This is a genomic window from Corynebacterium sp. KPL4035 (assembly GCF_037908325.1).
GTDB lineage: Bacteria > Actinomycetota > Actinomycetes > Mycobacteriales > Mycobacteriaceae > Corynebacterium > Corynebacterium kefirresidentii.
In genome coordinates, this window is the sequence record NZ_JBBMGF010000003.1 from 151,993 (window position 1) to 166,469 (window position 14,477).

Sequence of the window (14,477 nt, forward strand, 5' to 3'; positions counted from 1 at the left end):
TGCTCCTTAGCTGGCCGTCTTATTACGGATAACGTCGAAGCCGACGGCCAGCGCAATGACCAAACCAATGACGATCTGCTGCCAGAAAGAGGAGACATTGAGCAGATTCAGACCGTTGCGGATAACGGCCAAAAGAATTGCGCCGACCAGCGTGCCGGTGGCCTTGCCCTGGCCGCCGGAGAGCGAGGCGCCGCCGATGACGACGGCCGCGATGGCATCCAATTCATAGCCGGTGCCGGCCTGAGGTTGCGCAGATTCGAGGCGGCCTGCCATGACCATGCCGGCCCAGGCGGCAAAGAAACCGGAGAGTGCGAAGACGGCGATCTGGATGCGCTTGACCGGCAGGCCCGAGAGACGGGCGGCCTCGAGGTTGCCGCCGATGGCGTACATGGAACGGCCGAGTACCGTGCGCTCTAGGATGAACCAGCACATGAGCCCGGCGATGACCATCATGATGATTGGCACTGGGAAGCCCGCGATATCGCCGCCAAAGGCGTTGACGGCTGGGGCGGTTTCAATGGGCGAGCCTTGGGAGATGACCAGGGTAAGTCCGCGGGCGATGGACATCATGGCCAGCGTTGCGATGAAGGACGGAATCTTGCCCCACGCGGTGGCCATGCCGCAGATGGCGCCGGCCAGCGCTCCTACGATAAGGCCGATGAGCAACGTGAGCCAGCCAGGTAGACCAGCGGTGGAGAACATATAGGCCGAGACCATGGCACCCAGCGCGGCGACCGAACCTACCGAAAGGTCGATGCCAGCGGTGACGATGACAAAGGTCATGCCGAAGGCCAAGATTGCCACCGTGGCGGCCTGGATGCCGATATTGAGCAGGTTCGCCACGGTAAGAAAGTACGGGGTGGCGATAAACAGCGCGATGCACAGGGCAATAAGGCCAACGAGTGCGCCATTATTCATCGCCCAGTTAACTACTCGATTCTTGGTCAAGCTTCATCCTTGGGGTCAGTTCCGGCAGGTGCGGCAGCAGCGGCGGAAGTAGCGGAGGTCACATTGGATACGGCGAAGGCCATGACCTCGTCTTGGGTGGAGTCCTTGGGGAGTTGGCCGGCGAGTTGACCACCAGACATGACGAGGATGCGATCGGACATGCCGAGCACCTCGGGTAGATCGGAGGAGGCCATGAGCACGGCGCCGCCGGCAGCGGTGACCTCATTGATGATGTTGTAAATCTCCACCTTGGCGCCGACGTCGACGCCGCGGGTGGGTTCATCGAGCAGGAGGACCTTGGAACCGGCCAGTACCCAGCGGCCGAAGACGGCCTTTTGTTGGTTGCCACCGGATAAGTTCCGGATGGGCTGCGAGAGATCGGCCATACGGATGCGCAGCTTTTCCGCTACCGCACCGGCGCGGCGGCGTTGGCCGCTGCGGTCTGCAAGCCCTGCCTTGGCAGTGGGGTAGAGGGTAGCAAACCCCAGGTTATCGCCCACGGAGGCGTCAAGGACGAGCGCCTGGGACTTGCGGTCTTCCGGGATATGGCCCACGCCGGCGCGGATGGCGGCGCGTATATCGCCGCTGCGCAGCTGCGTGCCGCCAACGCGGATGGAGCCGGAATCGTAAGGATCGGCGCCTGCGATGGCGCGAATGACCTCGGTACGGCCAGCACCCACGAGTCCGGCTAGGCCGACGACTTCGCCGGCATGGACGGAGAAGGTGACGTCGTGAAAGGCGCCGTCGGAAGTCAGCTCGGAGACTTCTAGTAGGGCCTCTCCGTGTTCAGGGGGAACCTTGCGCGGGTATTGATTTTCAATCTCGCGGCCGACCATGAGCCGGACCAGCTCGTCCTCGTCCGTATCGGCAGGGACTTCGGCAATGAAAGAACCATCGCGCAGCACGCTAATGGTCTCTGCAATTCGCGCTAGTTCCTCCAAGTGATGGCTGATAAAAATCATGGCCACGCCCTTGGCCTTGAGCTCCTCAAGCACGGCAAAGAGGGCATCGACCTCCTTACCGGTGAGCGCGGCCGTGGGCTCATCCAGGATAAGAATTCGCGCATTCATGGACAGCGCCTTTGCGATTTCTACGAGCTGCTGCTTGGCGACGCCGAGCTCACCCACCGGCATATCCAGGTCCACGTCCAAGCCGATGAGATGCAGCGCGGCTTGGGCCTGTGCCTTGAGGTGTTTGTGGTTGACCAACCCGAAGCGGCGCGGGGTGCGCCCGAGCATGATGTTCTCGGCCACCGACATGGTGGGAACGAGGTTGAGCTCTTGGTGGATGGTGGCGATGCCCAGCGCCTCGGAGGCCTTGGTGTCGGGGATTTTAACCTCTGCGCCATCCACCACAATGCGGCCGGAATCTGGTTGGTGGACACCGGCAATCATCTTGATGAGCGTGGATTTTCCGGCGCCGTTTTCACCCAGCAAGGCTTGGACCTGACCCCGGCGGACGGTGAGATCCACGCCTTTAATGACTTCTACCTGGCCAAAGGATTTGGTTACGCTTTCTAAGCGCAATACGTGGTCACTCATGGCGTGGCCTCATTGAGGTGGTGGGCGGTGGACATGCGTGGGATGTAGCGGGTGTCTAGCACTTCGCCTTCTGGCTGGCGCTTTTCGTTAATGGCCGCGATGAGCTTAGCCGTGGCGGTCTCGCCCATCCGTGCAACATCCTGGTCCACTACCGAGATGGGGGAGGGCTGAAAGCGCAGGTAGATAAAATCATCGAAGCCCACGAGCGCGATCTCTTCTCCGATGCGCTTACCCGCATTATGGCAGGCCTCTAGTGCACCGGCAGTCATCATGGAATCGCCGGCAATAAGCGCGGTGACGCCCTCCTGCAGGAGCGCGATGGCTCCCTTATAACCTTCGCGGTGGCGGTAGCTGCCGTGGTGGATGTGGGTAGGCATCCCACGCGTGGCGGCCTTGAATGCTTCGAGTCGCTGCCGGCCGGTGGAGGTTTCCTGCGGGCCGGACAGGTAGCCGATATGCGTGTGCCCCTTCTCCTTGAGCTGTTCCACGGCCTGTTCGATTCCCTTGTGTGGATCTGATAGCACTGCGGGAATCTGGCTCAGGGTCCGGTCAATGAGCACGAGCGGCCGGTAGGTGCGCGCCTGCTCGAGCGCTTCTTCGGCACCTTCGAGCGGTACGGCGATAATTCCGTCCACCTGGCGTTCCATGAGGGCATCGAGGGCCTTGACTAGCCGCTGTGGTTCCTCGCCGCAACTGGTAATCATTGTGGCTAGACCCTGTTTATCGGCGGCCTCTTCAACGGCTGCCGCCATCGCGGCGAAATAGGCATTATCCAGGCTGGGGATGACTAGGCCGATGGCATTCGACCGAGAGCTACGCAAGGCGCGGGCCTGGGCGTTGGGCCTATAGTTCAGCTTGACGGCCGTGTCCTTCACGCGTTGGCGCGTGGATTCAGAGATAGCAGGGTTGCCCGAGAGTGAGCGGGACGCGGTAGAAATGGATACTCCAGCAGCAGCGGCCACGTCTTTAAGGGTGGTTCCGGCCATGCTGACCTCCTTGGGTTTTAAGGCGTATGAGCCATCGTCTGGCCCTACGGGGTGCAATCGATTGCATGCTCGAGTTAAACCTAAGGCCTTTTCTATCTTTCTGTCAAGGTGTGGCGAGTCTATGCTGGTATCCATGTCTGACCCGCTCCTCGTGTTGGGTTCCCGCGTAACCCACGGCTATCCCGGCGCTATGTTGCGTTCGCGTCTGGCTAAAGCGCTGGCCCTTTATCATGGCCAGCAGATTATTGTCTCTGGTCGCGGCGAGGCAGGTCCGATGGCCACTTATCTTATTGAGCGCGGCGTACCTGCTGAGCGAGTAGTGGTGGAGCCAGACGCCACGAGTACCAATGAGAACCTGGAAAATGCACACCGCTTGGCCCCGCACGCCGTTTTGCAGGTGGTGACCAATGATTTTCATGTCCTGCGCACAACGCTGTGGGCGCGGCACCTAGGTATTGCTGTGCGCGTGCATCCCGCGCGCACCCCGTGGCGGTTAATGCCGCGTAACTATCTGCGTGAAGTTCTAGCTACCCCGCACTCCGCAGCGCGAATAGCGTGGCGGCGGATTCGCGGATAGCGCTTCTCTTTATAAGGTAGCCCCCTTTCTGTCCGCGGGCCTCCAGCCCCGAAAGAGGTTAACAAGCGGTTAACTCTAGGTCCGTAACCTGCTGAAACGGTGGGTATTCGCTGGTGGTTATGCAAACGATTGACCGACGCTTTGCCGTGCTCCTAGGCTAAATCCAACGAAAGTTATAGCCAGAAAGGTCTTTGTTATGACCAGTGGAGGAGCGGCTGGCTCTGACGCTGAATACCCCAGCGTCGCCATTTCCCATGGCGATTACGCGGCCGAAATTGCTCTGTTCGGCGGTGCAATCAAGGCGCTGACCTATCGCGGTGCACCTTTGGTAGAAAGCTACGACGGTAAACCACCGCTCATGGCCGGGGTGGTGCTGGCGCCGTGGCCCAATCGCACCGAAGATGGCCGGTTTGAATGGCAGGGGAGCGCCCACCAGCTAGAAATTACGGAACCGGAGCGCAATAACGCCATCCACGGCTTCGCGGTGGACTGGTGGCGGATAAAAGAACGCACAGAAAACCGAGTGATCCTCGCTTTTGACATTGAGCCGCGGCACGGTTGGCCATGGGCCATTCAGCTGGAGGCTACCTATGCTCTCGATGAGCAAGGATTGCACCACCAGCTCACCGCCCGCACCGCGGACCCCGGCGAGGTTCCTTTCGCCTATGGGCTCCACCTCTACCTCTCCCCGCAGGGAGCTGGGGCGGAGGAAGCGGTGCTGAGCGTGGACGTCGGCAAGCGCCACGTGCTAGACGCGCGCAACCTGCCTACGGGCAAGACGGAGCAGGTGCGCATTGTCAACCAACCCATCGCCGAGGTGGATTGGGACGATTGCTTCCACGGTGAGGGGCCGCTGACGGCCATATATACAGCCGGTGGAAAAGGCGTGCGGCTGGAGATCGGCGAGGGCCTGAACTGGGTGCAAATGTTCACCCCGGCCGATTTCCCGCGGGAACAAGGCCCAGGCAAGGCGCTTGCGGTAGAGCCCATGAGCGCGCCGCCGAATGCGCTGCGTAGCGGGGAAGATCTCGCGCGCTTGAGTGCTCAAAATCCACAGACTTATGCGCTGCTGCTGGCAGCAGAAAATAATAACTAGAAAGGTCAGCCATGGAGACTGCTGAATCCGTATTGAGGCTCGATGCCTCTTGGGTGGATTACTTATTGGTAGCCATCTACTTCCTCTTCGTTCTAGGTATCGGCTGGGCCGCCAAGGCCAGGGTGTCCAGTTCCATCGACTTCTTCCTCTCCGGTCGAGGCTTGCCCGCCTGGGTGACCGGACTGGCCTTCGTCTCGGCTAACCTAGGCGCGGTGGAAATCATCGGTATGTCCGCCAATGGCGTGGAGTATGGCTTCCAAACCATGCACTACTTCTGGATTGGTGCCATCCCCGCCATGGTCTTTTTGGGCATTGTGATGATGCCGTTCTACTACGGCTCCAAGGTCCGCTCGGTGCCGGAATTTATGCGCAAACGTTTTGGCAATGCCGCGCACTTGGTCAACGCGATTTCTTTTGCCGTAGCCCAGCTGCTCATTGCAGGAGTGAACCTGTACCTGCTGGCCACCATCGTAGAAGCCCTATTGGGCTGGCAGATGTGGGTATCGCTCTTGGTTGCCGGGTTTATTGTGCTGTCCTATATCACCCTGGGTGGCCTTTCGGCCGCCATCTATAACGAGGTGCTGCAGTTCTTCGTCATTATCGCCGCGCTTGCCCCACTAACCATCATTGGGTTGAACCGCGTGGGCGGCTGGAGCGGGTTAAAAGACGCCGTGGCCAATGACTCTCACTTCCACACCTGGCCGGGCACGGACATCTCCGGCTTCGAAAACCCGGTGTGGTCCGTCATCGGCATCGTCCTGGGCCTAGGCTTCGTGCTCTCCTTCGGCTACTGGACCACTAACTTCGTAGAAGTCCAGCGCGCCATGGCCTCGGATTCTATTTCCGCGGCCCGCAAGACCCCAATCATCGGTGCTTTCCCCAAGATGTTCGTGCCTTTCCTGGTGGTTATTCCGGGCATGGTTGCTTCCGTGTCCGTGGCTGACTTGATGGAGGAGCGCGCCGAGCCGAACGACGCCATCCTGCTGCTCATGCGCGACCTGCTACCCAATGGCTTATTAGGCGTGGCAATTGCTGGCTTGCTCGCTTCCTTCATGGCCGGCATGGCGGCAAATATCTCGGCTTTTAATACCGTCATTTCCTATGACATCTGGCAGACCTACGTGGTCAAGGACCGCGAGGATGACTACTATTTGAAGTTCGGCCGCATCGCTACGGTTATCGCCACCGCTATTGCCATCTTCACCGCGCTTTTGGCACAGAACTTTGGCAATATCATGGACTACCTGCAGACCCTGTTTGGTTTCTTTAATGCGCCGCTATTTGCCACCTTCATCTTGGGTATGTTCTGGAAGCGCATGACCCCGCACGCTGGTTGGTCCGGACTGGTGGCCGGTACTGGTTCCGCCATCGTTTTCTGGTACGTCGCTTCTTTCACGGACATGATTAATCTTCCAGGCCAGGGCACCGCCTTCGTCGCGGCCGGCGTGGCCTTCGCCGTGGATATCGTGGTCTCCATCGTGGTTACCTTGTTTACCCAGCCCAAGCCGGATGCCGAGCTGGTCGGCTTCGTTTCCTCCGTAACCCCCAAGGACCACTTTGAGGACTACACCGAAAAGTCCTTGCCGTGGTACCAACAGACCGTCCCGCTGGGCATTATCTGCCTAGTTATGGCCGTAGCACTGAACGTCATCTTTGCCTAAGGAGCCCAACATGTCTGAGAAAAAGCGCGCGGGCGCATTCGACCTGCGCAACGTCATCGCCGCACTCCTCGGCCTCTACGGCCTCATCTTGCTCGGCTGTTATTTCTTCCTTGACCCAGGCATTAACCCCGATACCGGGCAGGCCAAAAACGTCAGCGATAACCTATGGGCAAGCCTTGCTTTGCTGGCCGTGGCCGCCGCCTTTGTGCTGTGGGCACGCCTGAAGCCCATCACCATCCCAGGAGAAGACTAATGGTTGAGATTACCTCCGCCACGCTTGCCGACGGCCGCGAGATCCTCTACTTCGACGACCAGCCCCACCCTGACCGCGTGCTCGTTGATTCCCGCGATATCCCTACCGTCGCCCCTGCTTCCGAGATGCGCCGGGATCCCCTGACAGGAGACTGGGTGGCCTTTGCCGCCCACCGAATGAACCGAACCTTCCTGCCACCTGCCAATGAGAACCCGCTAGCGCCCACGCGCGAAGGCCAGCTGCCCACGGAGATCCCCAGCCCTAGCTATGACGTGGTGGTCTTTGAAAACCGCTTCCCGTCTTTTGCTACCGCGGCCGACATCGAGCACCCCGAGGAGGATAACCTGCTTGGCATGGTGCCGCGCCTTCCTGCGCGCGCCCGCTGTGAGGTGGTCTGTTTTACCGAGAATCCCGCCCTTTCTTTTAAGGATTTGCCCGAATCCCGCATTCGCACCGTTATTGAGGCTTGGGCTCACCGCACCGCCGCGTTGTCCCAGATTGACGGTGTGCAGCAGGTTTTCCCCTTCGAAAACCGTGGTGAAGAAATCGGCGTGACCCTCCAGCACCCGCACGGCCAGATTTATTCCTATCCATTCCTCTCGCCGCGCCTGCGCTCCATCGTGGATTCCGCCCGGGCCTACGACGGCGACCTCTTTCAGGATCTCCTCGATCGTGAGCGCGCCGCCGGCACCCGCATCATTGCTGAGACCGAGCACTTCACCGTCTTCGTTCCCGCCGCCGCCAAATGGCCGTTGGAAGCTATGGTCTTGCCCAATGAACAAGTCCCTGACTTCGCCGCGCTTAGCGACGCCCAACGTGCCGACCTCGCACCCTTGCTTAAGAAGCTGTACTCCGCAGTGGACCGCTTCTTTGATGGCGTGGACAAGACCCCCTATATCGCCGGCTGGACCCAGGCGCCGGTGGATAAGGCACTGCGCCCCGGCATCCGCATGCACCTGCAGCTTTTCTCCCTCATGCGTTCGCCCGGACGCATGAAATACCTCGCTGGCTCCGAGTCTTCGCAGGCGGTGTGGATTAATGACACCACCCCGGAGCGCATTGCCGCCCGGTTCAAGGAGATCTGGGATGCTTAACTGGATTGAGACCCGTACCGATGAGGAGCTCGCTGCCGCTGCGCGCGCCCTCTTCGCCTCTGCCTTCCCGGATTCGCCCGAGCCCGCCGGCGTGTGGGCCGCTCCCGGCCGCGTGAACCTCATCGGCGAGCATATCGATTACGCTGGCGGCGCCTCCATTCCCTTTGCGCTGGAGCAAAATACCGCCGTTGCTGTCGCGCCTCGCAGCGATGGGCTTATCCGCATAGCTTCCGAGTTCGACGGCTCCATCGCCCATGCGGAGGTTCCGCTCGCCGATGTTCGTTCGGGCCACCCCGCCGATTGGTCCGGCTACGTTGCTGGCACCGTGTGGGCCGCTACCGCGGCGGGCACGCTGTCATGCACGGGCCTTGATATCACTATTGTCTCCGACGTCCCCGTCGGCTCTGGCCTGTCTAGCTCTGCCGCCCTCGAGTGCTCCACGGCCGTGGCCGCGTATGAGCTCGCGCACGGGCATTCTCCCGATGACGCTGCCCGCAGCCAGCTGGCGCAAGCCTGCATTCGCGCCGAAAACGAGGTGGTCGGCGCCTCTACCGGTGGATTGGACCAAAACGCCAGTCTCTTTGGCCAGCGCGGCAAGGCCCTCTTTTTGGACTTTTCCACTGGCGCCGTCGAGCGCGTGCCTTTCAATATCGAGGCCCAAGACATGGTGCTGCTCATCGCGGACACCAATGCCCCGCACACGCTTTCCGACGGCCAATACGCCTCCCGCCGCGGCATCATCGACGCCGTCCAATCTGCCGCCGGTTGCTCCATCCGCGAGATCTCGAATGCCGTGGACTTTGCCGCCACCGTCAATCCCGCCGAGGCGGAACTCTATCGCCGCCGCGTGCACCACGTGGTGGAAGAAACCAACCGGACCCTAGATGCCGCTACCGCGCTGGCATCTTCCGATCTAGATACATTCCGGCGTCTTATGCGCGAGAGCCACATCTCTCTGCGCGACCTTTATGAGGTCACCACTCCGGAGCTCGACTCCGCTTTTACCGCGGCCGGCGAGCTGGGCGCTCGCATGACCGGTGGTGGTTTCGGCGGCGCGGTTATCGCGCTCATCCCGCACTCCTCCGTCGAGTCCACCGCCCAAGCCATTTATGATGCTGCGGTTTCGCGCGGCTTTCCGGAACCTACCTTCTTGGTTGCGCGTCCGGGTGAAGGCGCCAGGCGCTTGGTCTGACTCCGCGGCCCGGCTCGGCTTAGCCGCGACCCTCCCAGCGCGCCTCTTGTCGTTGGGTCCATACTGATCAGGCTGATCTGAAGGCCGGGCCGCCTCAGATCGGCCTTAATTCCCTCAATTCGGCTTGATCAGATCAGCCCCAAAGCCCTAAGCGTTCGGGTCACAAGGCCAAGAGAGCTTTCTGGATCCCCTCGCGCAGAGTCTCGCGAGACTGCTTCATCGGATGCGCAATCGCGCGCAACCCCATGTACGCAATCTGGTCGGCCGCCCGATTCAGCGGATCACCCGCATGCCCAAGTACACGGCGAATGTCGACCTCGCATTGGCCTTGGATATCGCCCCAAGCTTGCTGGAATCGGGACCGCGCACCCGAAGACACCCCTCGCCACGTGCGCCCCGGCCGCGATGCTTTAGAGCCGCGCTTATGCACAATCTGCTCGACCGCCTCCAAAGCGGCTACGGAATCGGACTCAATAACCGCCTTGCGCGCACCCACCTTGAGCAGGTATTTCAGCGCGAGCGTCAGTGCTTCGAGCTCAAGCTCATCCGTGCTCGCCTTGGTTTCTCGAGTTCGTAACCGGTAGTCGCCGTTGCCCGCAACGAAGCACATCGACCCCTTGAATACGGTATCCGAGGAAGCGTCGGTGGCTATGCGAACCACGTCGCCCTTGGACCATGAGGAGGCGCGCGAGAAGTTCGGCCACCAGTGTGCTTTCGGCGTCTCTACCTGTGCCGCTTGCTTCTTTTTCGGTGCCTCACCCATCTTGCGCGCCTTCCGTGCAGTAAGGCCGGCTTGTTTTCGGCGCACGGAGCTCGCGCTCTTCGAAGCCCTATTTTCTTCCGCAAAGCTTCCCGTCACCGTGAAACCGTCTGCCGTGAGTGCCGCTCGCAACGCATTCTGCCTGCGACCAGTGACAATCCACACCCGTCCGTCGAGTCCCTTGAGTGCGCGTTTGACCTCCCGTACGGCGATATCGACGATATCGCCCTTCTTAGTCTGGCCGCGGCGCACAAAACGCGTCTGCTTAGTATTGACCGCGATGACCCAGCCTTCGATGGTGCCGTTGGGGGCGGAATCCCAACACTCGTCCCAGAGCGCGACCGCAACATGGATTGGTGCCGAGACCATGCCCGAGGTGATCTTGCGGGTACCGTAGGTGCGCGATTGCGTACCGGTAAGTTCTGAGAGCTCGATGGGTTCCATTATCTCTAGTAAAGCACGGTTAACCGCGCTGCTGAATTATCCCCGCACACCACCGCATTGAACTACTTCCCCTTAGGTCGAATGTGATCGAGCCGATCTGAGCACAACCCGCCCTCAACTCAGCCTCAACGCTCTCAATTCGGCCCGATTACCTTGGACCTAAAGTTCCGCCTCTCACTGAAGGTTCTCGGAAGTTCACCTTCCTGAGCCCCATGACGCGTGCTCCGCCCCTCCAGTAGTGAAGATGAAACCATGATTACAGATCACTTCATCAACCTTCGTTACGCCGGAGCCGAAAGTCCGCACCACTTAGCCCTCCAGTGCGGTGAGCTCACCCAGATAGCGCCCTGGGTCGCCGTTCCCACGGCCACCTGGAGGCAATGGGTGCGCCATAAACAACAATTCGCCAAAGTAGTCGCTGCCGGGTGGAGCACCCACCGCGCCGTCCTCATCAGTAAATCGGCCGCGCGGCTGTGGGGAATGTGGGTAATTTCCAGGAAAGGGGAGGAGGTGGAGTTAGCGGTGCCTTCGGGAAGCGTTCCCCCACGCAGGCTCACCGCGAAGGGCTATCGGTACCGCCGGGTAAAGTCCCTCCAGGAATCCACGGTGACGGTAGCAGGTGTGCGCACCACGCATCCCGCCCGCACCTGCCTCGAAATCGCCCGGCTACACGGCTTCCCAGATGGCCTGGTAGCTACCGATTCTGCTCTCAGGCAACACGGCGTCACCACCTATGACTTGCGCGAAGAACTGGCAAGAATGCAGCGCACTAGGGGACAAGCAGCCATGCGTAAGGTTATCGAGCACGCGTATGGCGGATCGGAATCGCCCTATGAGTCCTATCTGCGAGCCCTCATTATCGAGCGTTTCCCGCAGGTGAAAATTGAGCCGCAGAAACCGCTGCTCGGGAAGTATCGGGCGGATCTCTGTCTCGATGGCTGGCTGGTGGTCGAGGTCGATGGCGATGCCAAATATGACGGTACCTACGGCAAGGAGCCCGTCCACGTGGTCAAGCAGCAGATAAAAAGGCAGCGAGCGCTAGAAAACCGCGGATACGTGGTGCTGCGCTTTGGTTCCAGCGAGGTGAAAGCGTCGGACGAGGCATTGCGGATAATCGCTAGCCACTTGGGAAAACGCGGCAGGAAAGTAGCCTAGATCACCCCCGCGCCACCCCACAAAGCATAAAAGTTGTTGAACAAAAGGCATAGCAACCCTTAAGATGATGCGCATCACAAATTTAATGCGACCTGCATCACGAAAGGTAAAATCTAGTGAGTGCTGAGACATCACACGCCACTCCGGCGCGGGCGGAGGATAAGACCCCGCCAAAGGGCCTCGGCGCCATGGCCGGTGCCATGTTCCTCATGGCCACCTCCGCCATCGGTCCGGGATTTTTGACCCAGACCTCGGTCTTTACCGTGCAGATGGGGGCTTCTTTCGCGTTTGCGATTATGCTGTCCATCCTCGTTGACATTGCCATCCAGCTCAATGTGTGGCGAGTGCTGTGTGTAAGCGGTATGCGCGCAAATACCTTGGGTAATACCGTTCTCCCCGGCCTGGGCTGGGTCCTCGCCGTATTCGTCTTTATCGGCGGCGCGGTCTTCAATATTGGCAATATCGCCGGTTCGGGCCTCGGTATCAACGCGATGCTGGGCATCGATGCGCGCATCGGCGGCGTCATCGCCGCAGCTATCGCCGTCTTTATCTTCCTCTCCCGCAAAGCCGGCATGGCACTTGACCGCCTTGTTGCCGTCCTCGGTGCGGTCATGGTCCTGCTCATGCTCTACGTCGCGGTGGTCAGCCAACCACCGGTGGGCGAGGCACTAAAGAATACCGTCGCGCCAGGCGAGATTGACTTCTTCGTCATTACCACCATCATCGGTGGCACCGTGGGCGGCTATATCACTTTTGCCGGCGCGCACCGACTCATTGATTCTGGCCACACCGGCGTGGAAAACGTCAAGAACATTACCTATACCTCGGTCAGCGGCATCGTGGTAACCGGCATCATGCGCATGCTCCTCTTCTTGGCGGTGCTCGGCGTGGTAGCCACTGGGGTGGCGCTTTCCGATGACAACACCGCGGCCGATGCGTTCTACCATGCCGCTGGCGAGTTCGGCCTGCGTGCCTTCGGCGTAGTCCTCTTCGCTGCCGGTTTGTCCTCCGTTATCGGTGCGGCCTATACCTCGGTGTCCTTTGTGACCTCCCAGGAGACCTCGACGCGCACCCGTAATATCCTCACCATCGTCTTCATTGTGGTGTGCACGGTGGTCTTCGTGGCCATTAACTCCGCTCCGCAGAAGCTGCTCATCTTCGCTGGTGCCATCAACGGCCTTATCCTGCCCATTGGCTTTGCCCTCGTGATGTGGGTGGCCTGGCGCCGCCGCGACCTTTTGCATGGTTATAAGTACCCCAAGTGGCTTCTGGTCATTGGCGCCTTGGCGTGGGTACTGACCATCTTTATTGGTTTCAAGGCCTTTTCCGGCATCACCGAACTATGGGCTTAATGCGGACCCCGGAGCAGGTGCGCGAGTATGCGCGCACCCATGAAATGGCCACCACCGCTGGCCATGCCCGTGGCTTTATGCAGGCTAATCTGCTGGCGGTGCCGCAGGAATACGCCTTCGATTTCTTGCTTTTTGCCCAGCGCAACCCCAAGCCGTGCCCAATTGTGGGCGTGCTAGAGGCGGGGCAGTACACCTCCGAGCTACTTCCAGGTGGAGATATCCGCACCGATATCCCCGCCTACCGCGTCTTTGAAAACGGTGAGCACAGTGCCACGCTTGGCGACGCCACCTCGTACTACACCCCAGACATGGTCAGCTTCCTTATCGGCTGCTCCTTTACCTTTGAAACTGCCCTGCAGGATAACGGCATAGAGGTCGCGCACATTGCCCAGCAGCGCAATGTGCCGATGTTCAAGACCTCGATTCCTACCACCCCGGCCGGGGTCTTTTCCGGTCCCATGGTGGTGTCCATGCGGCCGATTCCGGCCGCACAAGTCTCCGATGCCGTGCGCATTACCTCCCGCTACCCCTCGGTTCATGGCGCCCCAGTGCACGTAGGTGACCCAGCGGCCATCGGCATTGCGGATCTCTCGTGTCCAGACTTTGGCGAGCCGGTAGAAGTACCAGACGGCTGCCTACCGGTCTTTTGGGCCTGTGGTGTCACCCCACAAGCCATCGTGATGGAATCCAAGCCGCGCCTGGCTATCACGCACGCGCCGGGGCAAATGTTAGTGACAAATGCCCGCGATCAAGATTTTCTCATTCCTTAATCCTCGAGCACGGCGAGGATCTTGCCGCACGTATTCATGAGGCTGTCATGCGTAAGCGTGGCAGCCTCATCCCGTTTTCCATCTGCGATGAGCGTGGCCAAGGTGATATTTCCTTGAATATGGTCCGCATGTAGTTGCGGGTAGCGCGGGATGGCCAAGAGGAAGGTAAGCCGCATGCGGGCGAGTAGATTATCCATCTGCTCATTCAGGGTGGGGGAGCCAAGCGCGGCCACCAGCGTGCGGTGGAAACGCTGATTGATGGCGGAGACTTCCTGGTGCTCGCCGCGCGCCGCGTAGTCGAAGGCGGAGGAAGTGAGGGTGACGAGTGAGGGGGCGTCGGGAAAAGCGCCCCAACGTACCGCGGCCGGTTCAATGGCTGCGCGGGCGGCGAAGAGATCACGGATATAGTCTGCATCTGGCATTGCGAGGAAGACACCCCGGTTAGGGATGCGCTCGACAATGCGCTCCGCGGCGAGCCTCGTGAAGGACTCACGCAGGGTATTGCGCGAGCAGTTGAAGCGTTCGGCTGCCTTGACCTCGCTGAGGCGCTCGCCGGGCTGGAATTCGCCTGCGGAAATGGCTTCGCGCAACGCGGAGGCGACAGACTGGGAAAGCATGCTCACAACTGTACTAAAAAGTTGTGCACCT

Annotated in this window: 14 protein-coding genes; 9 read left to right on the plus strand and 5 right to left on the minus strand. The window is 60.3% G+C overall.

The window, feature by feature from the left end:
• Window positions 1-6: 6 nt before the first annotated feature.
• From WMP96_RS04330 to WMP96_RS04340, 3 genes are read right to left on the minus strand one after another with little or no spacing between them, the layout of a single operon-like run.
• On the minus strand, window positions 7-948 hold the full coding sequence (locus tag WMP96_RS04330) for an ABC transporter permease (protein WP_023027820.1): 942 nt from the start codon (window positions 946-948) through the stop codon (window positions 7-9).
• Window positions 945-2,489 carry a sugar ABC transporter ATP-binding protein gene (locus tag WMP96_RS04335; RefSeq protein WP_301716086.1) on the minus strand — a complete coding sequence of 515 codons (1,545 nt, stop codon included), beginning with the start codon at window positions 2,487-2,489 and terminating at the stop codon, window positions 945-947. Before WMP96_RS04335 ends, WMP96_RS04330 begins: the two co-directional genes overlap by 4 nt.
• Window positions 2,486-3,475, minus strand: coding sequence for a LacI family DNA-binding transcriptional regulator (locus tag WMP96_RS04340; protein WP_023020719.1), 990 nt, complete (start codon window positions 3,473-3,475; stop codon window positions 2,486-2,488). The genes WMP96_RS04335 and WMP96_RS04340 overlap by 4 nt, the downstream gene beginning before the upstream one ends.
• A gap of 133 nt (window positions 3,476-3,608) precedes the next feature.
• On the opposite strand from WMP96_RS04340, the gene WMP96_RS04345 reads away from it, so the two are divergent.
• The 6 genes from WMP96_RS04345 (at window position 3,609) to galK (ending at window position 9,348) form a co-directional block, all read left to right on the plus strand.
• Complete coding sequence (locus WMP96_RS04345; RefSeq protein ID WP_340432204.1) at window positions 3,609-4,052, plus strand: YdcF family protein; 444 nt, start codon at window positions 3,609-3,611, stop codon at window positions 4,050-4,052.
• 196 nt (window positions 4,053-4,248) lie between these two features.
• Entirely contained in the window at window positions 4,249-5,148 is a 900-nt protein-coding gene (locus WMP96_RS04350; RefSeq protein ID WP_301716083.1) for an aldose 1-epimerase family protein, read from the plus strand.
• Between the two features lie 11 nt (window positions 5,149-5,159).
• Window positions 5,160-6,809: a sodium:solute symporter family protein gene (locus WMP96_RS04355; protein WP_200288142.1), complete on the plus strand. Its 1,650-nt coding sequence runs from the start codon at window positions 5,160-5,162 to the stop codon at window positions 6,807-6,809.
• Window positions 6,810-6,819: 10 nt separating this feature from the next.
• Window positions 6,820-7,062, plus strand: a complete 243-nt coding sequence (locus WMP96_RS04360) for a hypothetical protein (protein ID WP_023020723.1) — start codon at window positions 6,820-6,822, stop codon at window positions 7,060-7,062.
• Entirely contained in the window at window positions 7,062-8,156 is a 1,095-nt protein-coding gene (galT, locus tag WMP96_RS04365; protein ID WP_301716082.1) for a galactose-1-phosphate uridylyltransferase, read from the plus strand. The genes WMP96_RS04360 and galT overlap by 1 nt, the downstream gene beginning before the upstream one ends.
• The gene (galK, locus tag WMP96_RS04370) at window positions 8,149-9,348 is read left to right on the plus strand and encodes a galactokinase (protein WP_301716081.1); all 1,200 of its coding nucleotides are present in this window, start codon (window positions 8,149-8,151) and stop codon (window positions 9,346-9,348) included. Before galT ends, galK begins: the two co-directional genes overlap by 8 nt.
• Window positions 9,349-9,508: 160 nt before the next feature.
• Here galK and WMP96_RS04375 read toward each other — a convergent pair whose 3' ends face one another.
• Window positions 9,509-10,552 (minus strand): RNase H family protein, encoded by a 1,044-nt coding sequence (locus WMP96_RS04375; protein ID WP_301716080.1) that lies wholly within the window; start codon window positions 10,550-10,552, stop codon window positions 9,509-9,511.
• Between the two features lie 252 nt (window positions 10,553-10,804).
• Between WMP96_RS04375 and WMP96_RS04380 the strand changes: the two genes are divergently transcribed.
• The 3 genes from WMP96_RS04380 (at window position 10,805) to WMP96_RS04390 (ending at window position 13,829) form a co-directional block, all read left to right on the plus strand.
• Complete coding sequence (locus tag WMP96_RS04380; protein WP_023020727.1) at window positions 10,805-11,707, plus strand: endonuclease domain-containing protein; 903 nt, start codon at window positions 10,805-10,807, stop codon at window positions 11,705-11,707.
• 188 nt (window positions 11,708-11,895) lie between these two features.
• On the plus strand, window positions 11,896-13,059 hold the full coding sequence (locus WMP96_RS04385) for an NRAMP family divalent metal transporter (protein ID WP_340432249.1): 1,164 nt from the start codon (window positions 11,896-11,898) through the stop codon (window positions 13,057-13,059).
• Entirely contained in the window at window positions 13,050-13,829 is a 780-nt protein-coding gene (locus WMP96_RS04390; protein WP_198010446.1) for a putative hydro-lyase, read from the plus strand. Before WMP96_RS04385 ends, WMP96_RS04390 begins: the two co-directional genes overlap by 10 nt.
• Here WMP96_RS04390 and WMP96_RS04395 read toward each other — a convergent pair.
• Complete coding sequence (locus WMP96_RS04395) at window positions 13,826-14,446, minus strand: GntR family transcriptional regulator (RefSeq protein ID WP_301716078.1); 621 nt, start codon at window positions 14,444-14,446, stop codon at window positions 13,826-13,828. The two genes, WMP96_RS04390 and WMP96_RS04395, sit on opposite strands and share 4 nt — an antisense overlap.
• Window positions 14,447-14,477 lie beyond the last annotated feature (31 nt).